The sequence below is a fragment of the Kitasatospora sp. NPDC085879 genome (assembly GCF_040686255.1).
In the GTDB taxonomy this organism is placed as follows: domain Bacteria; phylum Actinomycetota; class Actinomycetes; order Streptomycetales; family Streptomycetaceae; genus Kitasatospora.
Genome location: NZ_JBFBJZ010000048.1, coordinates 35,551 through 59,322 on the forward strand (window position 1 = coordinate 35,551; position 23,772 = coordinate 59,322).

Annotated in this window: 23 protein-coding genes and 2 pseudogenes; 9 read left to right on the forward strand and 16 right to left on the reverse strand. The window is 75.1% G+C overall.

What is annotated here, in order from left to right; all coding sequences use genetic code 11:
* The first annotated feature begins 71 nt into the window (after nucleotides 1–71).
* Complete coding sequence (purB, locus tag AB0P35_RS29620; protein ID WP_363516736.1) at nucleotides 72–1,502, forward strand: adenylosuccinate lyase; 1,431 nt, start codon at nucleotides 72–74, stop codon at nucleotides 1,500–1,502.
* A gap of 70 nt (nucleotides 1,503–1,572) precedes the next feature.
* Here purB and AB0P35_RS29625 read toward each other — a convergent pair whose 3' ends face one another.
* Both AB0P35_RS29625 and AB0P35_RS29630 read right to left on the reverse strand, forming a co-directional pair.
* Entirely contained in the window at nucleotides 1,573–3,087 is a 1,515-nt protein-coding gene (locus AB0P35_RS29625; RefSeq protein ID WP_363516739.1) for an MFS transporter, read from the reverse strand.
* A 164-nt stretch (nucleotides 3,088–3,251) separates the two neighbouring features.
* The gene (locus AB0P35_RS29630) at nucleotides 3,252–4,157 is read right to left on the reverse strand and encodes a diiron oxygenase (protein ID WP_363516742.1); all 906 of its coding nucleotides are present in this window, start codon (nucleotides 4,155–4,157) and stop codon (nucleotides 3,252–3,254) included.
* A gap of 177 nt (nucleotides 4,158–4,334) precedes the next feature.
* On the opposite strand from AB0P35_RS29630, the gene AB0P35_RS29635 reads away from it, so the two are divergent.
* Nucleotides 4,335–5,327 (forward strand): PHP domain-containing protein, encoded by a 993-nt coding sequence (locus AB0P35_RS29635; RefSeq protein ID WP_363516745.1) that lies wholly within the window; start codon nucleotides 4,335–4,337, stop codon nucleotides 5,325–5,327.
* A 52-nt stretch (nucleotides 5,328–5,379) separates the two neighbouring features.
* Here the strand turns inward: AB0P35_RS29635 and AB0P35_RS29640 are convergent, their stop codons facing one another.
* Nucleotides 5,380–6,171, reverse strand: a complete 792-nt coding sequence (locus AB0P35_RS29640; protein WP_363516748.1) for a tyrosine-protein phosphatase — start codon at nucleotides 6,169–6,171, stop codon at nucleotides 5,380–5,382.
* A gap of 248 nt (nucleotides 6,172–6,419) precedes the next feature.
* On the opposite strand from AB0P35_RS29640, the gene AB0P35_RS29645 reads away from it, so the two are divergent.
* Complete coding sequence (locus AB0P35_RS29645) at nucleotides 6,420–6,986, forward strand: DJ-1/PfpI family protein (protein ID WP_095876338.1); 567 nt, start codon at nucleotides 6,420–6,422, stop codon at nucleotides 6,984–6,986.
* A 122-nt stretch (nucleotides 6,987–7,108) separates the two neighbouring features.
* On the opposite strand, the gene AB0P35_RS29650 is transcribed toward AB0P35_RS29645, so the two are convergent.
* Together AB0P35_RS29650 and AB0P35_RS29655 are read right to left on the reverse strand one after the other, a co-directional pair.
* Complete coding sequence (locus AB0P35_RS29650; protein ID WP_363516751.1) at nucleotides 7,109–8,071, reverse strand: carbohydrate kinase; 963 nt, start codon at nucleotides 8,069–8,071, stop codon at nucleotides 7,109–7,111.
* Nucleotides 8,072–8,108: 37 nt separating this feature from the next.
* Nucleotides 8,109–8,954 carry an alpha/beta fold hydrolase gene (locus AB0P35_RS29655; RefSeq protein ID WP_363516754.1) on the reverse strand — a complete coding sequence of 282 codons (846 nt, stop codon included), beginning with the start codon at nucleotides 8,952–8,954 and terminating at the stop codon, nucleotides 8,109–8,111.
* A 77-nt stretch (nucleotides 8,955–9,031) separates the two neighbouring features.
* Here AB0P35_RS29655 and AB0P35_RS29660 point away from each other — a divergent pair, with 77 nt between their 5' ends.
* The gene (locus AB0P35_RS29660; protein WP_363516757.1) at nucleotides 9,032–9,637 is read left to right on the forward strand and encodes a TIGR03086 family metal-binding protein; all 606 of its coding nucleotides are present in this window, start codon (nucleotides 9,032–9,034) and stop codon (nucleotides 9,635–9,637) included.
* Nucleotides 9,638–9,677: 40 nt separating this feature from the next.
* Here the strand turns inward: AB0P35_RS29660 and AB0P35_RS29665 are convergent, their stop codons facing one another.
* Nucleotides 9,678–10,067 carry an SCO5389 family protein gene (locus AB0P35_RS29665; protein ID WP_095876334.1) on the reverse strand — a complete coding sequence of 130 codons (390 nt, stop codon included), beginning with the start codon at nucleotides 10,065–10,067 and terminating at the stop codon, nucleotides 9,678–9,680.
* 217 nt (nucleotides 10,068–10,284) lie between these two features.
* Here AB0P35_RS29665 and AB0P35_RS29670 point away from each other — a divergent pair, with 217 nt between their 5' ends.
* Entirely contained in the window at nucleotides 10,285–10,551 is a 267-nt protein-coding gene (locus tag AB0P35_RS29670) for a DUF2630 family protein (RefSeq protein WP_257019415.1), read from the forward strand.
* A gap of 45 nt (nucleotides 10,552–10,596) precedes the next feature.
* Here the strand turns inward: AB0P35_RS29670 and AB0P35_RS29675 are convergent, their stop codons facing one another.
* The 4 genes from AB0P35_RS29675 to AB0P35_RS29690 all read right to left on the reverse strand — a co-directional run bounded on the left by AB0P35_RS29675 (nucleotide 10,597) and on the right by AB0P35_RS29690 (nucleotide 14,031).
* The gene (locus AB0P35_RS29675; protein ID WP_095876332.1) at nucleotides 10,597–11,142 is read right to left on the reverse strand and encodes a ferritin-like domain-containing protein; all 546 of its coding nucleotides are present in this window, start codon (nucleotides 11,140–11,142) and stop codon (nucleotides 10,597–10,599) included.
* 114 nt (nucleotides 11,143–11,256) lie between these two features.
* Nucleotides 11,257–12,039, reverse strand: a complete 783-nt coding sequence (locus AB0P35_RS29680; protein ID WP_095876331.1) for an SGNH/GDSL hydrolase family protein — start codon at nucleotides 12,037–12,039, stop codon at nucleotides 11,257–11,259.
* Nucleotides 12,040–12,197: 158 nt separating this feature from the next.
* On the reverse strand, nucleotides 12,198–13,037 hold the full coding sequence (locus AB0P35_RS29685; RefSeq protein ID WP_363516762.1) for an alpha/beta fold hydrolase: 840 nt from the start codon (nucleotides 13,035–13,037) through the stop codon (nucleotides 12,198–12,200).
* Between the two features lie 79 nt (nucleotides 13,038–13,116).
* Nucleotides 13,117–14,031, reverse strand: a complete 915-nt coding sequence (locus AB0P35_RS29690) for a DUF2797 domain-containing protein (RefSeq protein ID WP_363516765.1) — start codon at nucleotides 14,029–14,031, stop codon at nucleotides 13,117–13,119.
* Nucleotides 14,032–14,210: 179 nt separating this feature from the next.
* On the opposite strand from AB0P35_RS29690, the gene AB0P35_RS29695 reads away from it, so the two are divergent.
* Nucleotides 14,211–14,570: a UBP-type zinc finger domain-containing protein gene (locus AB0P35_RS29695; protein WP_095876328.1), complete on the forward strand. Its 360-nt coding sequence runs from the start codon at nucleotides 14,211–14,213 to the stop codon at nucleotides 14,568–14,570.
* Nucleotides 14,571–14,581: 11 nt separating this feature from the next.
* On the opposite strand, the gene AB0P35_RS29700 is transcribed toward AB0P35_RS29695, so the two are convergent.
* Both AB0P35_RS29700 and AB0P35_RS29705 read right to left on the reverse strand, forming a co-directional pair.
* Nucleotides 14,582–15,226: a LysE family translocator gene (locus AB0P35_RS29700; protein WP_363516768.1), complete on the reverse strand. Its 645-nt coding sequence runs from the start codon at nucleotides 15,224–15,226 to the stop codon at nucleotides 14,582–14,584.
* Between the two features lie 11 nt (nucleotides 15,227–15,237).
* On the reverse strand, nucleotides 15,238–15,678 hold the full coding sequence (locus tag AB0P35_RS29705) for a MarR family winged helix-turn-helix transcriptional regulator (RefSeq protein ID WP_257019507.1): 441 nt from the start codon (nucleotides 15,676–15,678) through the stop codon (nucleotides 15,238–15,240).
* Between the two features lie 153 nt (nucleotides 15,679–15,831).
* Here AB0P35_RS29705 and AB0P35_RS29710 point away from each other — a divergent pair, with 153 nt between their 5' ends.
* A complete protein-coding gene (locus tag AB0P35_RS29710; RefSeq protein ID WP_363516771.1) occupies nucleotides 15,832–17,304 on the forward strand; it encodes an MFS transporter in 1,473 nt (490 codons plus the stop codon).
* Between the two features lie 73 nt (nucleotides 17,305–17,377).
* Here AB0P35_RS29710 and AB0P35_RS29715 read toward each other — a convergent pair whose 3' ends face one another.
* The 4 genes from AB0P35_RS29715 to AB0P35_RS29730 all read right to left on the reverse strand — a co-directional run bounded on the left by AB0P35_RS29715 (nucleotide 17,378) and on the right by AB0P35_RS29730 (nucleotide 20,922).
* Complete coding sequence (locus AB0P35_RS29715) at nucleotides 17,378–18,568, reverse strand: globin domain-containing protein (RefSeq protein ID WP_363516774.1); 1,191 nt, start codon at nucleotides 18,566–18,568, stop codon at nucleotides 17,378–17,380.
* A gap of 88 nt (nucleotides 18,569–18,656) precedes the next feature.
* Nucleotides 18,657–19,100: an Rrf2 family transcriptional regulator gene (locus tag AB0P35_RS29720; protein WP_363516777.1), complete on the reverse strand. Its 444-nt coding sequence runs from the start codon at nucleotides 19,098–19,100 to the stop codon at nucleotides 18,657–18,659.
* Nucleotides 19,101–19,150: 50 nt separating this feature from the next.
* A complete protein-coding gene (locus tag AB0P35_RS29725) occupies nucleotides 19,151–20,218 on the reverse strand; it encodes a 2-dehydropantoate 2-reductase (RefSeq protein WP_363516780.1) in 1,068 nt (355 codons plus the stop codon).
* 122 nt (nucleotides 20,219–20,340) lie between these two features.
* On the reverse strand, nucleotides 20,341–20,922 hold the full coding sequence (locus AB0P35_RS29730; RefSeq protein ID WP_363516783.1) for a TetR/AcrR family transcriptional regulator: 582 nt from the start codon (nucleotides 20,920–20,922) through the stop codon (nucleotides 20,341–20,343).
* A 205-nt stretch (nucleotides 20,923–21,127) separates the two neighbouring features.
* Between AB0P35_RS29730 and AB0P35_RS29735 the strand changes: the two are divergent.
* Nucleotides 21,128–22,442 (forward strand): annotated as a pseudogene (locus AB0P35_RS29735) (aldehyde dehydrogenase family protein).
* Nucleotides 22,443–22,520: 78 nt separating this feature from the next.
* Nucleotides 22,521–23,605 (forward strand): annotated as a pseudogene (locus AB0P35_RS29740) (Zn-dependent alcohol dehydrogenase).
* The last annotated feature ends 167 nt before the right edge of the window (nucleotides 23,606–23,772 follow it).

Below are 23,772 nucleotides of genomic sequence, written 5' to 3' on the forward strand. Positions count from 1 at the left end.
GGCGGGGAGGACCGGGACGCGGCGGCGGGCGGCTCGGGCCGCGCCGACCTCGGCTGTTAGGCTTGCCCAGCGTGAGCGCGAAGCCCCAGATCCCCAATGTCCTGGCCAACCGGTACGCCTCGGCGACCCTGGCCCAGCTCTGGTCCCCCGAGCACAAGGTGGTCCTCGAGCGCCACCTGTGGCTCGCCGTCCTGAAGGCCCAGCGGGACCTCGGCATCGAGGTCCCGGTCGACGCCGTCGCCGACTACGAGCGCGTGATCGACCAGGTCGACCTCGAGTCGATCGCCGCCCGCGAGCGGGTCACCCGGCACGACGTCAAGGCCCGCATCGAGGAGTTCAGCGAGCTCGCCGGGCACGAGCAGATCCACAAGGGCATGACCTCGCGCGATCTCACCGAGAACGTCGAGCAGCTGCAGATCCGCCAGTCGCTGGAGCACGTCCGCGACCGCACGGTCGCCGTCCTCGTTCGCCTCGGCCGGCTCTCCGCCCAGTACGGCGAGCTGGTCATGGCCGGCCGCTCGCACAACGTCGCCGCCCAGGCCACCACCCTCGGCAAGCGCTTCGCGACCGTCGCCGACGAGCTGCTCGTCGCCTTCCGCCGCCTCGAGGAGCTCATCGCCCGCTACCCGCTGCGCGGCGTCAAGGGCCCGGTCGGCACCGCCCAGGACATGCTCGACCTCCTCGGTGGAGACGCCGAGAAGCTTGCCGAGCTGGAGCGCCGGGTCGCCGGCCACCTCGGTTTCGACCACGTGCTGACCAGCGTCGGCCAGGTCTACCCGCGCTCGCTGGACTTCGAGGTCGTCTCCGCGCTCGTCCAGCTGTCCGCCGCGCCGTCCAGCCTCGCCAAGACCATCCGCCTGATGGCCGGCCACGAGCTGGTCACCGAGGGCTTCAAGGCCGGCCAGGTCGGCTCCTCGGCGATGCCGCACAAGATGAACACCCGCTCCTGCGAGCGCGTCAACGGCCTCGCCGTCATCCTGCGCGGCTACGCCTCGATGACCGCCGAGCTCGGCGGCGACCAGTGGAACGAGGGCGACGTCTCCTGCTCCGTCGTCCGCCGGGTCGCCCTGCCGGACGCCTTCTTCGCCTTCGACGGCCTGCTGGAGACCTTCCTCACCGTCCTCGACGAGTTCGGCGCCTTCCCGGCCGTCATCGAGGCCGAGCTCGACCGCTACCTGCCGTTCCTCGCCACCACCAAGGTGCTGATGGGCGCGGTGCGGGCCGGCGTCGGCCGGGAGACCGCGCACGAGGTCATCAAGGAGCACGCCGTCGCCTCCGCGCTCGCCATGCGTGAGGGCGCCCGCGAGAACGCCCTGCTCGGCCGCCTCGCCGAGGACGAGCGCATCCCGCTCGACCGCGCCGCCCTGGACGCGCTGCTCGCCGACCGGCTCTCCTTCACCGGCGCGGCCGGCGCCCAGGTCGCCGAACTGGTCCGCCGGATCGAGGCCGTCGCCGACGCCTACCCGGAGGCCGCCAAGTACGCCCCCGGCGACATCCTGTAGTCCCCGGTTCGGAGGGCGTCCGGCGGACGGTGCGAGCACCGTCCGCCGGACGCCCTCCGGTGTCTCCGGCTCAGGGACCGGCGCGGTCCGGCCGGTGCGCGCGGTCCACCGGGTGCCCCGGGTCGAGCGGCGGCGTCGTGGTGTCGCAGCGCCAGCCGCAGTTCGGTTCGGCGATGTCCCGCTCCTCCGGCTCCAGCGCGTCGCTGCGCACCGTCGCCAGCGCCAGCAGCCCGCCCGCGGCCAGCAGCCCGGCGCAGATCAGCATCGCCGTCCCGAAGGCGTCGTCGACCTCCGCCGGCACCCGGTAGGCGTCCCCGCTGAGCCCGGCCAGCGCGGGCAGTGCGGCCACCGCCAGCAGGCCCGCCGCCCGGGCCGCCGCGTTGTTCACCCCGCTGGCGATACCGGCCCGGCGCACGTCCACCGCGGCGAGCACGGTCGCCGTCAGCGGCGCCACCAGCAGCGTCATCCCGCAGCCCAGTACCGTCACCGCGGGCAGCACGTCCGCCCAGTACGAGGCGTCCGGGCCGATCCGCAGCATCAGCAGCACCCCGACCGCGCAGATCATCGGCCCGAGGAAGAGCGGCAGCCGCGGCCCGATCGCCCGCCCCAGCCGACCCGCCCGGCTGGAGAAGGCCAGCATCAGCACCGTGATCGGCACCAGCGCCACCCCCGCCACCAGCGGAGTGAATCCGGACACCACCTGCAGCTGCACGGTCAGCAGCAGGAAGATGCCGCTGAACGCGCCGTACACGCAGAGCGTCACCAGATTCACCGAGGTGAACAGCCGCGACGAGAACAGCTCCAGGGGCAGCATCGGCTCCGCCGCCCGCCGCTCGGCCAGCACGAACGCGACCCCGAACAGCACCCCCAGCAGCCCCGCCACCGGCGCGAGCGGGCGGCTCGTCTCGGTCAGCGCGTACGTCACCCCGGCGAGTGCCAGCGCCGCCAGCACCGCGCCCAGCACGTCGAACCGCCCCGAGCGGTCCGGGTCCCGGGTCTCCGGCACATGGCGCGCCGACACCGCGATCACCACCACCGCGACCGGCAGATTGAGCAGGAAGATCCACCGCCAGCCCGGCCCGTCGACCAGCCACCCCCCGAGGAACGGCCCGACCGCCGCCGCGACACCGCCCAGCCCCGACCAGGCCCCCACCGCCGCACCGCGGTCGTCCGCGTGGAACACCGCCTGCAGCATGGCCAGTGAACCGGGCGTCAGCAGCGCCCCGCCGACGCCCTGCAGCGCCCGCGCCGCGATCAGCACCTCGATGTTCGGCGCCGCCGCACAGAACGCCGAGGCCACCGCGAACCAGGCCACCCCGATCAGGAACACGCGCCGCCGCCCGTACCGGTCGCCCAGCGAACCGCCCAGCAGGATCAGCGCTGCCAGCGTCAGCAGGTAGGCGTTGACCGTCCACTGCAGGGCGGCCAGTGAGGCGTTCAGATCCTCGCCGATCCGCGGCAGCGCCACGTTCACCACCGTGCCGTCCAGCATCGCCATGCCGGAGCCGAGGACCGTCGCCAGAAGCACCCAGTGCGCCCGCGCGGTGCCCATCCGAATCGCCTGTGCCGCCTGATCGCCGCTCATCCTTCGATCCTGCGCCGCACCCCGCCCCCTCCGCACCCCTCGCGGGCACCCGGCGACCCGCCGTGCCCGGCGCGCTCCGCAGCGCGACCGCTCCGGCCGCGTGCTGCGCCGCGGCGGGTACCGGTGAGGGGGTGCGCGGCGGCCGGGCGGGTCGCCGTGGCCGGTCAGTCGAGAAGGCCGGCGCGGCGCCAGCGCGGGGCGGTGCGGCGGTCGACGACGCCGAGGTCGGTGAAGAAGACGAGGGCCTTGCGGGCCCACTCGACCCGGGCCCGCTGCCAGTGCGGGTTGGCGGCGGCGGCGCGCCTGGCCGCCGTCACGTCCAGACCGGAGAGCTCGTACACCCGGGGGTGGACGAGCTCCGCGACGGCGAGCCGGGCCAGCACCAGCAGACCGCGCCGGAAGACCGCGCGACGGGCCGGGCCCATCTGCGACCAGATCCGCTCCAGCTCCGGCTTGGCGTAGCCGATGTGCCGGGCCTCCTCGATGACGTGGATGCGCGCCACCGACCGGGCCAGCGGCTGCAGCGTCTCGTCGCGGACCATCTCCCGCTGCATGGCGTCGGTGAACTCCTCCACGAAGATCGCCCCGGCGAAGGTGATCGCGGTGTCGTTCAGCAGGAAGTGCAGCTTGCCGCGCCGGTGCGCCTTGGCCGTCGGCCGGGCGGAGGGGTAGCCGGTGGCCGCGATGTAGCGGGCGAACATGGTGGAGTGCCGGCACTCGTCGGCGATCTCGGTCAGCGCGTACTGGGCGTGCCGGGTGGTCAGGTCGCCCTCGTACACGTGCCGGACCAGGCCCTCCATCAGCACCAGTTCGAACCAGATGCCGGCCGCGGTGGCCGAGGCGAGCTGGAGCACGCTGAGGCGGGCCTGTTGCCGCGGCGTCAGGGTGTCCCACAGCGGGGTGCCGTAGAGGGTGACGCGGTGCGCGGGGAGGGCGAAGTGGTCGGGGTCGATCGGCCCGTCCCAGTCGATCTCGGTCAGCGGGTCGTGGGAGTGGCGGGCGGAGGCGCGCAGCAGCCGGGCGGCGTTCTGCTCGCGGTCCCCGGTGTGCGGCGCGGCGGTGTCTGGCATCGGTCGGCTCCGGTGGGGTCGGGGCGGGGGCCGGCCGGCCCTCGGCCGACAGCCGGTCAACGGTCGGTCGGCGGCCGGTCGAGGGTCGGGGGCATCGACGGGAGCAGTGAACCAGTTAGACGACGTGTCAACAAGGGGTCGCGCGCGGGCCGGCCCGCCTCCGGCGACACTGGCCCCATGGAGCCTGTCGCGGCCTTGGAACGCATCGCCTTCCTGCTGGAGCGCGAGGACGCCTCCCCGTACCGGGTGAAGGCCTTCCGCACGGCCGCCGAGGCCGCCCGCGCCCTGCCCGCCGGCCCGGTCGACGCGGCACGCGCCGCCCGGCTGCCCGGGGTGGGGCCGAAGACCGCCCAGGTGATCGCCGAGGCCTCGGCCGGCCGCGTCCCCGGCTACCTCGCCGAACTCGAGGAGCGCGCCGGGCCGCTCGCCGAGGGCGCCGACGCGCTGCGGGCCGCCCTGCGGGGCGACTGCCACCTGCACTCGGACTGGTCCGACGGCGGCAGCCCGATCGAGACCATGGCCCGCACCGCCCGCGACCTCGGCCACGCCTGGGCGGTACTCACCGACCACTCGCCGCGCCTCACCGTGGCCCGCGGCCTGAGCGCCGAACGCCTGCGCGAGCAACTGGACGTCGTCGCCGACCTCAACCGGGAGCTGGCGCCGTTCCGGCTGCTCACCGGCATCGAGTGCGACATCCTCGACGACGGCTCCCTGGACCAGGACGAGGACCTGCTCGCCGAGCTCGACCTGGTGGTCGCCTCCGTCCACTCCAGGCTGCGGATGGACCGCGCCCCGATGACCCGCCGCCTGCTCGCCGCCGTCCGCAACCCGCTGGTCGACGTCCTCGGCCACTGCACCGGCCGGCTGGTCGGCGGCCGCACCCGCCCGGAGTCGCAGTTCGACGCGGAGGCGGTCTTCACGGCCTGCGCGGAGTCCGGCACCGCGGTCGAGATCAACTGCCGCCCCGAGCGCCGGGACCCGCCGACCCGGCTGCTGCGCCTAGCCGTCGACACCGGCTGCGTCTTCACGATCGACAGCGACGCCCACGCCCCCGGCCAGCTCGACTGGCAGCAGTACGGCTGCGCCCGCGCCGCCGACGCCGGGCTCGACCCGGAGCGGATCGTCAACACCCGCCCGGTGGAGGAACTGCTCGCCTGGACGGCCGCCTAAGGCCTCAGCGCACCGGCCCGGTGCGCTGAGGCCCCAGGCGGCCGCGGTCGGCTCAGACGACGAGCCGCTCCCGCAGGTGTCCGAGCGTCTCGTCCTTGATGCCGAGGCCGGCCCGGGCGTAGCTCTCGACGTCGCCCCAGCCGTCCTCGACGGCCTGCCGGGCCGCGGCCAGGTACTCGGCGTGCGCCCCGAACACCGCGTCGGCGATCTCCGGGTCGCCGCCCCGGGCGGTGAACGCCTCGATCAGCGGGGCGAACGCGGACCGCACCGCGGCCCCCACCGACATGTACTCGGCGGTGACCGTCCGGTCGTCCGCACCGAGGAGCAGCAGGACGAGCGCCGCCCCCCAGCCGGTGCGGTCCTTGCCGGCGGTGCAGTGGAACAGCACCGGGCCGCCGTCCCGGTGCGCCAGCGCGGTCAGCAGCTGCCGGTACGACTGGCGGGCCGATTCGGCCGTCACGAAGGAGCGGTAGTCGGCGGCCAGCGCCAGGGCCGCCCGGCCGCCGCGGAACTCGCGGTTGGCGAGCACGGGATCGGCGAAGGCCGCGGCCAGCCGGGCGGCCGTGCCGGTGCCCGCCGGGTCCGCCATGACGTCGGCGACCAGCAGGTGGGCGCCGCCCGGCACCCGGTCGGGCCGGGCCGCGCGTTCCCGTTCGGTGCGCAGGTCGACGACGGTGCGCACACCCAGCGCGGCGAAGGCCGGGTCGGAGCGGACGTCCAGCTGGTCGAGCTGGCCGGAGCGGAACGCCAGGCCGGGACGGACCCGGCCGCCGGCGACGCCGACACCACCGAGATCGCGCAGGTTGGCGACGGTGCTGGAGCCCACGATCTGCGAGCACTGCATGGCTACCTCCAGGCAGGGGACGCGACTCACCTGCACGCTAGGCCCTCGGGTGAGCGGCCGCTCGCGGAGCGCGTCCGGCCGGCGCGGGCCGGAACCCGGCCGAAGGGGGCGTACAAGGGGGGCGCGCGCCGGCGCACCGGGCGCGTACCGTCCGTGCCTCGCGCGCCGCATTGCCCGACGGACCGTCAGAAGGCAGTGTGTGTCGGGGCTCACACAGGGTGGGCGGAGGAAGGACGGTACCGCCGAACATGGCAGCCAAGATCCTGATCGTCACCGGTGATGCGGCGGAGTCGCTGGAGGTGTTCTACCCCTACCAGCGGCTGCGCGAGGAGGGGTACGAGGTGCACATCGCCGCGCCCGCCAAGAAGACGCTGCAGTTCGTGGTGCACGACTTCGTGGACGGCTTCGACACCTACACCGAGAAGCCCGGCTACACCTGGCCCGCCGACATCGCCGTCGCCGACGTCGACCCGGCCGACTACGTGGCCCTGGTGATCCCCGGCGGCCGCGCCCCCGAGTACCTGCGCAACAACGCCGACGTGCAGCGCATCGCCACGCACTTCTTCCAGGAGGACAAGCCGGTCGCGCAGATCTGCCACGGCCCGCTGATCACCCTGGTCGGCGGTACCCTCAACGGCCGCACCACCGCCGCGTACCCGGCGCTGGAGCCGGACGTCGCCGCGGGCGGCGCCGACTTCGTGGACGGCGAGGCCGTCGTCGACGGCGTCGTGGTGTCCGCGCGGGCCTGGCCCGACCACCCGGCCTGGATGCGCGCCTTCGTCGAGGTGCTGCGCGAGAAGGCGCCGGTCGAGTAGGGCCGTTCACGGTCGCACCCGCGGCCCGCCGGCCGAGTGCCGGCGGGCCGCCGCCGTGCTGTCCCGGTGTCGTCCCCGTACCGTCCCCGTGCAGCCCTGCGGAGGCCGGGGCCACCGGAGGGTCAGAGCCGGTCCGCCCAGGGCGGGTTGGGTCCGGCCACCGCACAGGTCAGCGCCGCCACCTCGGAGGCGAACCGGCAGGCCTCCGCCACCGCTGCCACCGTCAGCCCGTCCAGCCGGCCGCCGAGCAGCCCTCCGGCGCCCAGCCGGTGCAGCAGCCCGGCCGTGAACGCGTCCCCGGCGCCGACCGTGTCCACCACCTCGACCCGCCGGGCCGGCACCGCGATCCGCCGCCCGTTCAACGAGGCCAGCGCGCCCTGCGCGCCGAGCGTCACCACCACCAGGGGCACACCGTCCGCGTGGAACCGGTCGCACACCGCCTCCACCCCGCTCCCCGGGAAGAGGTGCTCGACGTCGTCCTCACTCAACCGCAGGATGTCCGCCAGCTCGCACCAGCGCGGCAGCCGCTCCCGGTACACCGCCGGATCGACCAGCAGCGGACGGACGTTGGGGTCGATCGACACCGTCGCCCCCGCCGCGGCCCGGGCCAGGTACGCCTCGATCGCCCGCCCGCCCGGATCGCGCACCAGCGCCAGCGACCCCGTGTGCACACAGGCCGCACCGCCCGGCGGCACGGCCGCCAACTCGGCCTCCGTCCACTTCCAGTCCGCGGTGCCCTCGGCATGGAACGAGAAACTCGCCCGGCCCTCGCCGTCCAGCTCCGCGACCGCCAGCGTGCTCGGCTCGGCCGCCGCCACACAGCCCGACAGGTCCACCCCGGAACCGGTCAGCTGCGCGCGGAACAGCCGACCGAAGACGTCGTCCGCCAGGCGCGCCCGGAACGCCACCGGCGTGCCCAGCCGGGCCAGCGCCACCGCCGTGTTGGCCGGACCGCCGCCCGGGTGCACCCGCAGCCCCAACTCGCCGGGCCCGCTCAGCGCGGCATCGGTGAAGGCGTCGGCGACGCACTCGCCGATCACGGTGACGCGGACCGGACTGCTGGCCTCGGCCGGACTGCTCGGCACGGGGTGACCTCCTGGGCGGCGGGCGGTGAGGAGGCCATCATGCCGGGTGCGCCGCCGCGCCGAGCAGCACGGCCGCGAACCGCCTCCGCTGCGCCGGGTGTTCGCCGAACCACCGGCCGAGCCGGTGGACGGCCTCCGGCAGTACCAGCCGGGTGTGGTCGGACCGGGCGGCCAGCGCCTCGCCGACCGCCGCGGTCACCTCCGGCGGGATGACCTCGTCGTGCCCCGGCACGGCCAGCACCGAGCGCCCCCGGAAGGCCCGCAGCGCGGGCAGCGCCGCCGAGTCACGCCAGCCGCCGGGCCGCCGGATGATCCCGGTGAAGCCGGCGCCGAACCGCACCGGCCAGGCCTCCCGCGCGTACACCGCAGGGGCGCACAGGCCGAGGGCGCGCACCCGCGATCCGTACCGGGCCGTCAGATCGGCCACCGTCTGCCCGCTCATGCTGAAACCGACCAGCACCAGCCCCCCGTCACCGGCGTGCCGGTCGATCAGGGCGGCGGCCTGCCGCAGCCGGCGCTCCAGGGACAGCTCCGCGAGCCGGCCCGAACTCGCGCCGTGCCCCGAGAAGTCCAGGGCCAGCACCCGGCACCTGTGGTCGGCGAGGTCGCCGAGCAGTGGCAGCAGCAGAGCACTGTCGCTGTCGCCGGCGCCGTGCAGCGCCACAGCCGTGAGCCCGGACCCGGCGCCGGCGCCGCCGCCCGGTGTGTCGTCGGGCCCGGCGGGCGGCAGTGCGAGGGCGGCCAGCCGCTCGCCGTCCGCGTCGAGCCGGAAGCGTTCGATCTGCGGGAGTTCGATCCGCAGGGGTTCGATGCGCGGGGGTTCGAACGGGAGCCCTTGGGGGCCGCCGGGGCTGTCGGGGCAGGGGAGCGGGGAGCGGTCCATGGCTCCGGCGACGCAGGCCGCGGGCCGGCCGGTTCCGCCGGGGTGCCGCGTCGTCCGATCGGGTGAAGGGTGGAGTCATGTCAGTAGAACCGGAAGCCCTGCTGAAGCTGTTCGCCGACGCCCAGGACGCCTTCGGCCGGCATGTGCGGGCCGCCGCCGCGGGCGACGCCTGGCAGGCGCCGACGCCGTGCACCGACTGGACCGTCCGCGATCTGGTCGGCCACCTCACCTCGGAGCACCTGTGGGTGCCGCCGCTGCTCGAGGGCCGTACGGTCGCCGAGGTCGGCGACCGCTTCGACGGCGATGTGCTCGGCGACGACCCGGTCGCGGTCTGGACGGCCGCCGCCGAGGGCTCCCGCGCCGCCTTCGCCGCGCCCGGCGCGCTGGAGCGCAAGGTCCACCTGTCCTACGGCAGACGGCCCGCGCAGGGCTACTGCCGGGAGATGACGGTGGACGCGATCATCCACGCCTGGGACCTGGCCGTCGGCGTCGGTGCCGACCGGGCGATGGACCCGGACGCCGCCGAGTTCGCGCTCGCCGAACTCGCCGCGTTCGGGGGCGACCTCTCCGCCAGCGGGGTGTTCGGCCCGCCCGTGCCGGTGCCCGCGGACGCCGACGCCCAGAGCCGGCTGCTCGGCCTCGCCGGCCGCGACCCGGCCGACCCGCTGCACACGGGCGGCTGACGGGGCGCGGCCGGCCTGCCGGGCGCGGTCGCCGGACCTGTCAGCAGCTGCGCAGGCCGGGCACCTGGTTGAGCAGCTGCGCCCGTGCGGAGGTGAACCGGGCGTACGCCTCGCCCCGCTCCGCACCGGGACGGAACACGGCGACCCGGTGGCAGTTCTGGAAGGCGAGCTTCACGCCGAAGTGCCGCTCCAGGCTGCCGCGGATGGCGTCGCTGGCCATGGCGCGCAGCAGCTGCCCCCGCTCCTCGTCGCTGGGGGCGGTCGTGTTGTCGGCGAACTCGGCCGGGGAGTCCTGCAGTTCGCCGCTCAGCTCGGCGACCGTGCGCCAGGCGTACGGCAGTGAGGTGCGGACGGTCTCGGCGAACTCGGCCTCCTCCACCTCGCCGTGCTCGGCCTTCTCCAGCAGGGCGGCGGGGACGTTCAGGGACATGCGGGTGCTCCTCGGCTGTGCGGGTGCGGGTGCGGGTGCGGGCAGGGGACAGGGGGGCAGGATGAATGACCGGCGACTTATGAAAGTGAAAGTCATTTCCAGCAGGCGCCATCCTGTGTCGCCGTCTGACGCCCTGTCAAGCCCGTGCTCGGCCGAACGGGTGCCGGGTCGCGCCGCACACCGCCCGTTCCTAGGCTGGGGGCGAGGAGGTGTCCCGGTGGACGAGCAGACGAGTGGCGGTACCGACCGGCGGATCCTGGACCGGATCGGTGAGATGGTCGCGGCCGAACGCGAGCTGCGGACGATGCTGGCCGAAGGGCGGATCGACCCGGACAGCGAGCAGCAGCGGCTGCACGAACTGGAGGCGGAGCTCGACCAGTGCTGGGACCTGCTCCGGCAGCGCCGGGCACGGGTCGACGCCGGGGACGACCCCGATCTCGCCGCGGTGCGCAGCATCGAGGAAGTCGAGCGCTACGAGTCCTGAGGCGTTGGGAGTCCCGCGGTGCTGCGAGTCGGCTCGGACGTGCTGTCACGCCCCGCGGCTGCGGAGCAAGTCGGCCAGGGCGTCGGCGTTGCGCCGGACGTCGTCGGCGAGCGAGCGCAGCAGGTCGCGGCTCGCGGGGTCGCGGTCGCCGAACCAGTCGGCGATCTCGCCGTAGGTGGCGAGGACGATCCGCTCGGCCCGCAGGTTGCGGTCCAGGGTTGCGGTGAGTGCGGCGTCCGCGGGCACCGAGTAGTCGGTGTGGGCGCGCTGCGCGAGGGTGTCCGGGTCGAAGTTGGGGCGGCCGCCGAGCGCGGTGATCCGCTCTGCCACGGCGACGGCGTGCCGCATGCCCTGCTCGGCGTGCGCGGTGAGCAGCGCGGCCGCCGCCGCGGCTTCCGGTCCGCCGCCGGCGGCTGCCAGGGCGTCCCGGGTGTAGCGCAGCCAGCCGACCACCTCGGTGGCGACCACGTCGTTGAGCACGCTGACCGCCCGCTCCTCGTCCAGGTGCGGTGCGCTGCCGGGGTCGGCGGCCATCGTGCGCAGGGCCTCGCGGCTGATGCGGGTCACGTCGACGGTGAAGCTGTCGGCCATCGCGGTGCCTCCTGTCGCGGGCGGTCCCCGTCACGACCGACGGTATGCCGGACGGCGGCGCGGGGAAACCGGGACCGGCGCCCCCGGGTGGGGGCGCCGGCGGGCACCTGGAGGCTAGAGCGGCTGCAGCTCGGGGCGCTTGGCCTCGACGTTGTCGCCGGACGACTCGCCGCGCAGCCGGCGGCCGACCCACGGGATCAGGTAGGCCCGGGCCCACTGCAGGTTCTCCCGGCGCTGCTCGGCCGGGGTCGGCTCGGGGCGGTCCGGCCAGGGCGCCTCCGGGTCCTCGTCGACCGGCAGCCCGAGCGAGCGGGCGGCGAGCAGCGCGACCCGCTGGTGGCCCTCGGGGGAGAGGTGCAGCCGGTCCTCGCTCCAGGCGCGGCGGTCGTGCACCGAACGCAGCGACCACAGGTCGGCGACCGCGCACCCGTTGCGGTCCGCGATCGCCCGCATGTGGCCGTTGTAGGTGGCGATCTTGCCGCGCAGGTGGCGGAGGACCGGCACGGTGCGGGTGTCGAAGCCGGTGCAGACCAGCACCGTTCCGGCGCTCTCGCGGAGCTGCAGGACGGCGGACTCGAAGCGTTCGGCGACCTCGTCCGGGTCGCTGCCCGGGCGCAGGATGTCGTTGCCGCCGGCGCAGAAGGTCACCAGGTCCGGCCGGATGCGCCGGACCTCGGGCACTTGCTCGGCCGTGATCTGGTCGAGCAGGCGGCCGCGGACGGCGAGGTTGGCGTACTGGAATCCGCCGTCCGGGCGGCGCGCCGCGAGCATGCCCGCGAGGCGGTCGGCCCAGCCGGCGAACCGGCCGTCGGGGCCGGGGTCGTTGAGGCCCTCGGTGAAGCTGTCGCCGAGGGCGACGTAGGAAGTGGGGTCAAAGGTCTCCAGTGGATCAGGCATGGTGTCGATGGTTCACCCTGTGAAGTGACCTACGCCACCGTAGGTGGCCCGTAGCAGAGCGTGATCTCCGCCACCCCTCGCGGCAGGTGGTGCCATCGGGCCCGGGGCGGGGCCGGTCGGGCCTGGGTCAGGCCCGGGTCGGGGCGCCGGTCGGCCGCTCAGGCGGCCGCGGCGCAGGCGTCCAGGATCACCCGGCCGACCAGCGCCGGGTCGTCGCTCATCGGTACGTGGCCGCAGCCCGGCAGTCGCACCAGGCGGGCGCCCGGGATCTCGCGCAGCGCCCGGATGCCCTGGCGGCGGACCAGCAGGCGGTCCCGGCTGCCCCAGGCGATGGTCACCGGCACCCCCGGCACGTCGCCGGTGAAGCGGACCCGGCGGCCGGCGGCCAGGGTCGGCGCGAAGCCGGTCGCCTCACGCAGCGCCCTGGTTTCGTCGATCGCGCCCTCGGGCGACCGTCGGCCCGGGCGGGCGTAGATGCTGCTGACCAGCAGGGCGCGGCCGGCGGCCGAGCGCGCCAGCCGCTCCACCGCGGGCTGCGGCAGCACCCGGGCGCCCAGGCGCATCCCGGCGAGCACCGCGAACGCGTAGCGCCGCTCCGGCTCCGTCCAGAAGCCGGCGGGGGAGAGGGCGGTGACCGAGCGGGCCAGCCCGGCGCGGCCGAGGCCGAGTGCGAGCAGGCCGCCGAGCGAGTTCCCGGCCACGTGCGGGCGCTCCACCCCGAGCGCGGCGCAGAACGCGCCGATCGTCGGGACGGCGGCCTCCAGGCCGTACGGGACGCCCTCCGGGAGCGCGGGCGAGGTGCCGAATCCGGGCAGGTCCACCGCGATCACCTCGTGCCGCGCGGCCAGCGCGGACAGCACCGGACCCCAGGCCTGCCAGTGGTGGCCGATGCCGTGCAGCAGCAGGAGCGGGCTGCCGGAGCCCTCCCGGTGGTAGCGCACCGTCGCGGTGCGCGGGCCGTACGGGGCGGGCAGGGCGAAGGTGGCCTCGGCGGGCATGGCGCTCCTCGGTCGGAGGTCCTGTTGGACGGATTGTCAGCAAAGATTACCGACCGGTAGCCGCCCCGCAAGGGATTCGTCAGAACAGTGCCCGCTGGGCGTCCGGGGCCGGCGGGCGCCGGTGCGCGCGCACCTCCACCCCCGAGCACGGGCCGGAGGGCGCGGGCGACAGCCCCCAACCGGTCAGCCGCCGGGCGTCCAGCAGCAGCGGCTCGCCGCCGTCCGGCTGGTCCAGGAACAGCTGCCGCCCGATCGGCGCCCGCAGCGTCCCGCTCACCGCCGCGCCGTCCGCCAGCCCCACCACCTCGCGGTACGTCCGCGGCGGGCCGTCCGTCAGTCCGAACAGCCCGACCTGGTCCACCACCTCGCCCGCCGGGAACAGCTCCACCGGATGGCCCGCCAGCAGCCCGACCACCGCCGCCCGCAGCTCCGCCACCCGCGCCGCACGCTCGGCCGGGCCCGGCAGGTGCCACCACTGCTCGGCCTTCGCCCGCACCCCGAACCGCTCCCGCGCCAGCCCCGCACCGGACACCGTCAGCTCCGCCCGGCGCACCGCCGGCAGGGGGCCGCGTGCCACCACGGTGAACACCGGCGCGCCCTGCTCCTGCAGGCGGGCGTGACCGCGCTGCTCCGCCGTCAGCCCGACCTTCGCCAGGTCGCCGCCGAACCAGGCCAGATACAGCAGGTAGGTGCGGCCGTCGTCGAGGATCCTGTCCCGCGCGAGCGCCAACCCGCGGTCGACCGCCTGGCAGGGGACGCAGAGCACCGCCCCGCCCGAGGGCTCGATCTCCGCCCGGTGCGGGCACGGCCGGCGGTCCGTCTCACCGGCGAGCCACGGGCCCGAGCAGTACCGCGGACCGCGCAGCCGCCAGCTCACCTCGGTGCCCGCCGCCACCACCCGCTCGTGCCGCCGGCCCGCGAGCACCGCCCCCAGCACCGGACGCCCGTCCTGCCAGTGCAACCCGGTACAGCGCCACCCCGCCTGCCCGTCCACCGCGACCTCCTCGACTCCGCCGCCCCCATCCCAGCAGACGGCACCGACAGCGCTGGACGGGCGGCTGCCGCAGGGCGGCGGCCGGCAGGCCCGGGGAGCGGGTTCGGAGCGGTGCGGGTGGGGCGGGGGAGGCGTACGGTCAAAGGCGCGGGGCGGCGCGACGGTGAGGAGGCCCCGGTATGGCGGAGCAGCGGATTCCCGGGATCGACCCGGCGGCGGTGCCGACCGGTGCGGGGTGCGCCGAGTGCCTCGCGGGGCAGGACGCCGGCTGGTGGCTGCACCTGCGGCGCTGCGCGGAGTGCGGGCACATCGGCTGCTGCGACTCCTCGCCGTCGCAGCACGCGACCCGGCACGCCCGGGAGAGCGGACACCCGTTCATCACCAGTTTCGAGCCCGGCGAGGACTGGTTCTGGAACACCGACACCGGCGAGTACTACGCCGGGCCGGCGCTGGCACCGCCGCTCTCCCGGCCGGACGCGCAGCCCTCGCCCGGTCCGGCCGAGAAGGTGCCCGCGGACTGGCGGAGCAGGCTGCACTGAGGCGGGCGGCCTCAGTCGCCGAACGCGAGCCGCAGGCCGAACAGGGCGACGACGCCGCCGGTGACGCGGTCGAGGACGCGCTTGGCCGTCGGCCCGGCCAGCCAGCGCCGGACGACCCGGGCGAAGCCGACCAGCACCGCCGACCAGAGGGTGCCGAGCAGGATGTGCTCGCAGGTGAGCAGCGTGCCGAAGGCCAGGTGCGAGGCGCCCGGCGGGATGAACTGCGGCAGCAGCGCCATGTAGAAGACGCCCACCTTGGGGTTGAGCAGGTTGGTCAGCGCCCCGCGCCGCCAGCCGGCCGTGAAGCCGTCGCGGGCGTCGGCGTCCGCCGGCTCCGCCGCGGGGTCGCCGGGGGCCGGTTCCCGCCGCCAGGAGTCGCGGATCATGCGGCCGCCCATCCACAGCAGGTAGGCGGCGCCGGCCCAGCGCAGGATCTCGTACGCCAGGTGGGAGGCGGTCAGGACGGCGGTGGCGCCGGCCGAGGCGAGCACGCCCCAGGCCAGGGTGCCGGTCTGGATGCCGAGGACGACGCCCCAGGCGCGGCGGCGCCGGCCGAGCACGGCGGTGCGCAGGATGAGGGCGGTGTCGAGGCCGGGTGTGAGGGTCAGCAGGCCGACCAGGAGGGCGAAGGACCAGAGGGCGGTGGCGTTGTCCATGCCCGGTGAGCCTATCGGGCGGCCTCGGCCGGACCGCCGGGGCGGGGCCAGCTGCGGCCCTCCTTGCCCTCGATGCTGCGGTTGAGCCGGGTCAGCAGCCGGGCCAGCGCGGTGACCTCCTCCTGCGGCCAGTCCTCCAGCACGGAGGCCAGCCCGTTGACGGACCACTCGCGGTCGTGGTGCAGCCGGCGCATGCCCTCGTCGGTGATGCGCAGTTTGCGGGCGATGCCGCCGTCCGGGTCCGGGATGCGCTCGACCAGGGTCTGACGGAGCATCGCGGCGGTCTGCCGGTTGACCGTGGAGGTGTCCAGCCCGAAGGCCTCCGCCAGTTGACCGATGGTCATCGGCCCCTCGGCCTCGATCCGGCTGAGCAGGGTGTACGCGCTTCGTTCCAGGCGGCCGCCGGAGTCGGCGCGCAGCGCGGCCATCGCCTGGTGGCGGCCGATCAGCATCAGCTCGCGTTCGAGGTCGCCGAGCTCCTCGTGCACAACGTCCTCCCTCGTCGGTCCGCCGGGTGTGATCCGTTCGGTTCCAGTCAATCGTATGTGCATCATGCACATCGTATGTACGATGCATAATGCATCCACGTGACTTGGAGTCCCCCCTTGAGCACACCTCCTTCCGGTTCCCCCGGGCGCACCGGCGGCGGCGCGATCATCGGCGTCCTCGCCGGCGCCGGCATCGCCGTCTCGCTCATGAACACGCTCGTCGTCCCGCTCATCCCCGACCTGCCGAGACTGCTCGGCACCACCCCCGCCAACGCCTCCTGGGCGATCACCGCCACCCTGCTCGCCGGCGCCGTCGCCACCCCGGTGCTCGGCCGGCTCGGCGACATGTACGGCAAGCGCCGCATCCTGCTGGCCAGCCTCGCCCTGATGGTGATCGGATCCGTCGTCCCCGCGATCGCCGACGGCCTCGTCCCGATGGTGGTGGGCCGCGCCCTGCAGGGCTGCGCCGCGGCCGTCATCCCGCTCGGCATCAGCATCATGCGCGACGAGCTGCCGCCGCAGCGGATGGGCTCGGCGATGGCCCTGGTCAGCTCCTCGCTCGGGATCGGCGGTGCGCTCGGCCTGCCGCTCGCCGCCGTCGTCGCCCAGCACGCGGACTGGCACGTGCTCTTCTGGACGGCGGGTGCGCTCGGCGCCGTGGTCATCGCCCTGGTGATCGCCTTCGTGCCGGAGTCCCCGGTCCGGTCCGGCGGGCGCTTCGACCTGGTCGGCGCGGTCGGTCTCTCGGCCGGCCTGCTCTGCCTGCTGCTGGCCGTCTCCAAGGGCGGCGACTGGGGCTGGGGCAGCGTCACCACCCTCGGCCTGTTCGGCGCGGCCGCCGCCGTTCTGCTGCTCTGGGGCGTCTGGGAGCTGCGCACCGGCAGCCCGCTGGTCGACCTGCGCACCACCGCCCGCCGCCAGGTGCTGATGACCAACCTCGCCTCGGTGGTGATCGGCTTCGCGATGTACGCGATGTCGCTGATCGTTCCGCAGCTGCTCCAGCTGCCCGAGCGGACCGGGTACGGCCTCGGCCGCTCGATGGTGGTCGCGGGCCTGTGCATGGCCCCGTCCGGACTGGTCATGATGGCCGTCTCGCCGTTCTCCGCGAAGATCTCGGCGGCCCGCGGCCCGAAGGTCTCCCTGCTGATCGGCTCGCTGGTGATCGCCGCCGGGTACGCGCTCTCGCTCGGCCTGACCGGCCACGTGTGGGGCATGGTGCTGTTCTCCAGCGTGATCGGCGCCGGCGTGGCCTTCGCCTACGCCGCGATGCCCGCGCTGATCATGTCGGCGGTACCGGCCTCCGAGACCGCCGCCGCGAACGGCCTCAACAGCCTGATGCGGTCGATCGGCACCTCCACCTCCGCCGCCGTCGTGGGTGTGGTGCTCTCGCACATGACCGTCACCATGGGCCCGGTCGTGCTGCCTTCCGAGGACGGCTTCCGGACCGGCCTGATGATCGGCCTCGGCACGGCGGTGCTCGCCGCCCTGGTCACCCTCGCCGTCCCCGGCCGGCCCGAGCCGGCCGCGGTGACCGCCCTGACGGCGGAGGAGTCGTCGGAGGCCGCCGCGGAGCCGGCCGCGCGGCCCTGAGCAGGCCGCCCCGGACCGCCGGGCCGGCGCCCCCTGCGCGAGGGGGTGCCGGCCCGGCGGCCGTGAGGGGGCGTCAGGCGTCCGCGCCCAGCCACAGGTCGGGACCGAACACCTCGTAGTGGATGTCGGCCGGCCGCACACCCGCCGCGATCAGCTGGCCGCGCACCGAGCGCAGGAACGGCACCGGACCGCACAGGTAGGCGGTGGTACCGGCCGGGACCTCCACGGCCGACAGGTCGACCAGCCCGGTGCGGTCGGCGGGCCACTCGCCGACGGGGCGCTCGTAGAAGACGTGCGCCTCGGCGTCGGCGAGCTTGGCGGTCAGCTGCTGCAGGTCGGCCCGGAAGGCGTGCGAGAGCTGGTCCCGGTCGCCGTGCACGGAGACCACCCGGCGGGTCGCACCGGTCGCGGCCAGGTGCGAGAGCATCCCGATCATCGGCGTGCAGCCGATGCCGGCCGAGGCCAGCAGGACCGGGCCCTCGCCCTCCGCCAGCACCACGTCGCCGAACGGGTGGCCGAGCAGCAGGGCGTCGCCCGCGCCGACGTGCGCGTGCAGGTGGTTGGAGACCTCGCCGTCCGGGGTGCCGGCCACCCGCTTCACCGAGAACTGCAGCGCGCCGTCCGGCTGCCCGGAGAGGCTGTACTGGCGGATCTGGTGGGCGCCGTCCGGCAGTTCGACCTGCACCGAGACGTACTGGCCGGGCGCGGTGGCGGGCAGCGGGCCGCCGTCGGCCGGCCGGACCAGGAAGGTCGCCACGTCGTCGGTCTCCAGCAGCCGCGCGACCACCGTGTACGGGCGCCACAGCGCCGCAGGCCCGGTGCCCGCCCCGGCGTACAGGCCCTTCTCCAGGGCGATCAGCGCGTTCGCCATCAGCCAGTACACCTCGTCCCAGGCGGCCGCGACCTCCGGCGTGACCGCCTCGCCGAGCACCTCGACGATCGCCGCGAAGAGGTGCTCGTGGACCACCGGGTACTGCTCGGGCGCGACGCCCAGCGAGGCGTGCTTGTGCGCGATCCGGGCGAGCATCGCGTCCGGGCGCTGCTCGGGGTGGGTGACCAGCGCGGTGGCGAACGCGGCGATCGAGCCGGCCAGCGCCTGCCGCTGGCTGCCGTTCGCCTGGTTGCCGCGGTTGAACAGGTCGCGCAGCAGCTCCGGGTGGGCCTCGAACAGCCGCTCGTAGAAGCGGGCGGTGATGTCGCCGACGGCGGCGCCGACCACCGGCAGCGTGGCTTCGACGACCGGGGCGTTCTGCGGGGACAGCATGGACGGCTCCTTAATTGGTATTTGATCTTCGCATTTTGTTGGACGGGGAGCGGGGCGGGAGGGCCGGGGCCCTCCACGGGGGAGTGGATCAGTCCGGCGGGCGGACCGACAGGCCGAGCAGCACCGGGCCGGTCGGCGAGGCGACCAGGTCCTCGATCGACAGCGGGTCGAGCACCGCGAAGAACGCCTCCTGCGCCTGCCGGAGCGCCCCGCGCAGCCGGCAGGCCGCCCGGAGCGGACACGGCGGATCGTCCTCACAACCCACCACGTCGCCGACGCCCTCGAGGTCGCGCAGCAGGACGCCGAGCGAACCCGTGCGGCCGGCCGTGGTGAGCGCCAGGCCGCCGCTGCGGCCGCGCCGGGCCTCGACCACGCCGAGGTGCTGCAGCCTGCTGACCACCTTGGCCGCGTGGGTGTAGGGCACCTCCATCGCCGCCGCGACCTCGCGGGTGGTCGGGTTGGACGACTCGTCCAGCACGGCCAGCCGCATGGCGATGCGCAGCGCGATGTCGGTGCTCTTGGTCAGCCTCACATCCAGCAGACTATCTAATGCGACTTTCGGATTCGCATTTGGGGTCCCTGCTACCGCGTTCCCGCAGCGTGCGCGGCCAGCAGCTCACCGAGCAGCTCCGTCCCACCCCAGGCCCGGGCCCGACCGGGCCCGGCCAGCTCCGCCTCCCGGACGAGTTCGATCAGCCGGGTGTTCGCCGGCGCCGGCAGCCCGTGCCGGGCGGCCATCGCCACCACCTCGCCCTGCAGGCTGTCGATCTCCGTCCGGCGGCCGCGCTGCAGGTCCTCCCAGGTGGACGAGCGGGCCTCCGCGTCCACCTGCAGGGCCGCCGCCGCGAGGCGCCGGAACACCCCGTCGGGCAGCGCCAGCAGACGGGGCATCAGCGCCGTCGGCAGCGCGCCGAGCCGGGCCGGGCGCACCCCGTCCGCCCGTATCGCCGCCAGCGCCTCCCGCTGGCACAGCGCCAGACACCGCCGGAACGCCCGCTGCCCGAGCTCCTCGCGCAACGGAACCCCGGAGAGTGCGTTGACGGCGTTGTTCAGATTCATCAGCAGCTTGCCGTGCTGCACCTCGCGCATGTCCGCACGGCGCTCCACCGGCACCCCGGCCGCCCGGGCCGCCGCCGCCAGCGGGGCGCCCGCCGGCTGGTCGTCGATCATCAGCGCGCCGCCGGAACCCTGGTGGAACACGCCCGGCGCGGTCTGCAGCACGTTGTACGGCACCATCCCGGCGACCACCGGGCGGTCCGGACCGACGGCGGAACGGATCTGCGCCGGGTTGTGCAGGCCGTTCTGGAAGCTGACCAGTGGCGTCGTCGAGTCGAGGTGGTCGGCGACCGAGGCGGCGGCCTCGGCGGTCCCGGCGGACTTCACCGTCACCAGGACGAGGTCGGCGCCCTCCGCGGCGGCCGGGTCGGTGGCCGTGCGGAGCCGCTCGGCGGGCACCCGGACCGTGGGGCGTCCGCCGCCGGTGAGGGTGAGGCCGTGCTCGCGCACCGCGTCCAGGACGGACGGCCTGCCGATCAGGGTGACATCGGCGACCTCGGCGAGCAGACCGCCGAGGTGGCAGCCGATGCTGCCGGCGCCGAGCACGGCGATCCGCAGCCGCTCGGACGGCGGGGTGGACGGGGCGGACGTCACAGCAGTCATCCTCCGGACCGGACACGGACAGTGTGCCGAGCACCCTAGAGGCAGTCCACACCCGCAGGGAACCGGCGAGAGCGGATATCGCAGGGGCCCGCTCTCGCGGAGTGCCTCAGGTCTCAGAGCAGCGGGGCGAGGAGGCCGGCGGCGGTGGTGGTGACGTGGTGGCGGGTGTCGGTGCCGTCGAGGTAGCCGCCGACCATGGCGCCGTCGCGGAGGAGAAGCAGGGCGGTGGCCCCGGCCGTCGGGTCGGGGTGGCCGCAGGCGGCGAGGAGGTCGGCGAGGGCGTCGCGGAACCAGTGTCGGTGTGCGGCGACCAGTCGTCGGACGGGGTGGTCGGCGTCCGGGTACTCGGCGGCGGCGTTGACGAACGGGCAGCCCCGGAAGCCCGGCCCGCAGACCTCGTCGGCGAGGGCCGCCACCAGGACGGCGAGGGTGCTGCGCGGGTCGGGTGCGGCCTCGGCGGCGGCCGCCAGCCGTTGCCGTACGGCCTGGTCGTGGCGGTCGAGGTAGGCGAGGACGAGTTCGTCCTTGCCGGGGAAGTGCCGGTAGAAGGTGGCCTTGGTGACGCCGGCCTCGGCGATCAGCCGGTCGACGCCGACCGCCCGGACGCCCTCGGCGTAGAACAGCTCGGCGGCCGTGTCGAGCAGCCGCTCCCGGGCCTCGGACCTGCGGGAGGCGGGGGCGGTTCGGGCGTTCATGCGGCACAACCCTACAGGCGTGCCGGCGGGCCGTGGCGGCCGTCCGCGGACGGGGTCCGGGGCCAGGGCGCCGTCCGGGGTGATCGGGCGTCACTCCCCGGGCCCGGCCGTGCCGTAGCCGTGCCGCGGTCTTGCGCGGGTGCTCCGCGGCCGCGTTAACTACCACTGCTAGTTAAATCCGGGAGCGGACTCCGAGGAGCATCGGGTGCAGCACTACGCGGACCACTACATCGGCGGCGGCTGGCGCCCCGCCGCCGGGCCGGACACCATCGAGGTGCTCAACCCGGCGACCGAGCGGCCGATCGCCACCGTCCCGGCTGCGCGACGGACTGGCCGCCCACCGCGCCGAGATCGCGGAGACCATCACCGCCGAACTCGGCACCCCGATCGGCTTCGCCGACGCCGTCCAGGCCGGCACCCCGATCGCCGTCGCCTCCGCCTACCTGGACGTGCTCGCCGACTACGCCTTCCACGAGAAGGTCGGCAACTCCACCGTCTACGCCGAACCCGCCGGGGTGGTCGCCGCGATCACGCCGTGGAACTACCCGCTGCACCTGATCGTCGCGAAGGTCGTCCCCGCCCTCGCGGCCGGCTGCACTGTGGTGCTCAAGCCCTCCGAGGAGACCCCGCTGGTCGCCCGGCTGTTCGCCCGGATCGTCGACGGGGCGGGCCTGCCGCCAGGCGTCTTCAACCTGGTCACCGGCCTCGGCACGGTGGTGGGCGCCGCGCTCGCCGCCCACCCGGGCGTCGACGTGGTCTCCTTCACCGGCTCCACCGCGGTCGGCCGCGCGATCGGCGAGAGCGCCGGACGCGGCATCAAGAAGGTCTCCCTGGAGCTCGGCGGCAAGTCCGCCAACGTCGTCCTGCCCGGCGCCGACCTCGCCCGCGCCGTCAACGTCAACCTCGCCAACGTCTTCGCCAACTCCGGCCAGACCTGCACCGCCTGGACCCGGCTGCTGGTCCACCGGGACCAGTACGAGGAGGCCCTGGCGATCGCCGCCGCCGCGACCGCCAAGTACGCGCCCGGCGATCCGGCCGACCCCGCCACCCGGGTCGGCCCGCTGGTCAGCGAGCGCCAGCGCGAGCGCGTCCGCGGCTACATCGACGGGGCCCTCGCCGCCGGCGCCCGGCTGGTCGCCGGCGGGTCCGAGGCGCCCGAGGGGCTGGCCGACGGCTACTACGTCCGCCCGACCGTCCTCGCCGACCTCGCCCCGGACGCCGCCGCCGTCCGGGAGGAGATCTTCGGGCCCGTCCTGGTGGTGCTGCCCTACGAGGACGAGGAACACGCCCTGGAGTTGGCCAACGGCACCGAGTACGGCCTGGCCGGCGCCGTCTGGGCGGCCGACGACGAGACCGCCGCCGCCTTCGCCCGCCGCATGGAGACCGGCCAGGTCGACATCAACGGCGGCCGCTTCAACCCGCTCGCCCCGTTCGGCGGCTGGAAGAACTCCGGTGTGGGCCGCGAGCTCGGCCGGCACGGCCTGGAGGAGTTCCTGCAGACCAAGTCCCTCCAGTTCTGACCGCCGCTCACTGCCCGCCGATACCCGCCCGCATCCGAAGACCGCCGAAGACCACCGAAGACCACCGAGGTGACCGCCATGGTCCGCGCCGCCGTCCTGCGCTCCGCCGGGGCCCCGCTCGAGATCACCGACATCGACCTGCCCGACCCCGGCCCCGGACAGGTCCGCGTCCGGCTCGCCGCCGCCGGCGTCTGCCACTCCGACCTGTCGATCGCCAGCGGGATGCTCCGCGCAACCCTTCCGCTGGTGCTCGGCCACGAGGGCGCGGGCACCGTGGTCTCCGTCGGCGAGGACGTCACCGGCGTCCGCCCCGGCGACCCGTGGTGCTCAACTGGGCCCCGGCCTGCCGCAGCTGCCCGGCCTGCGCGATCGGCGAACCCTGGCTCTGCGACAACTCGGGCGCCGCCGCGACCGGCCGATACGCCGCACTGCCGGACGGCACCGGCCTGCACCCCGGGCTCGGCGTCGGCGCCTTCGCCGAGGAGACCGTGGTCGACCGGCGGGCCGTGCTGCCGCTGCCCGCCGACGTGCCGCTCGCCTCCGCCGCCCTGCTCGGCTGCGCCGTCCTCACCGGCTACGGGGCGGTGCACAGCGCGGCCCGGGTACGGGTGGGGGAGTCGGTGGTGGTGTACGGCCTGGGCGGGATCGGCCTGGCGGTGCTGCAGGCCGCCCGGCTCGCCGGCGCCGCGCCGGTGGTCGCCGTGGACGTGTCCCCGGAGAAGGAGGAGCTCGCCCGCCGGCACGGTGCCACCGGGTTCCTGCTCGCCGACGAGGGCACCCCGAAGGCCGTCCGAGAGCTCACCGGCGGCCGCGGCGCCGACCATGCCTTCGAGTGCGTCGGCCGCGGCACGACGATCCGCTCGGCCTGGTCGGCCACCCGCCGCGGCGGTCGGACGACCGTCGTCGGGATCGGCGGCAAGCAGGACACGGTCTCCTTCTCAGCCCTGGAACTGTTCCACTACGCCCGCACCCTGACGGCCTGCGTCTACGGCAACTGCGACCCGGACGAGACCGTGCCGGTCCTCGCCGATCACGTGCGCACCGGCCGGCTCGACCTGGACGCGCTGATCACCGACCGGATCGGGCTGGAGGAGATCCCGGCCGCCTTCGACCGGATGGCGGCCGGCCGCGGCGGACGCTCCCTGGTGCTCTTCGACCGCTGACACCGCACGGCGGAAAGCGGAAGGTCCCGCACCCTCGGCAGGGTGCGGGACCTTCGCGGTGCGCAGGACCTCTAGGGCCTGTGTGAGGTTGTGATCAATTGAGTGGTCGCACGAGGTCGTCTATCCAGATCATCGAGGCGCGGAGGTAGAGGCCTGCAAGGTAGCTC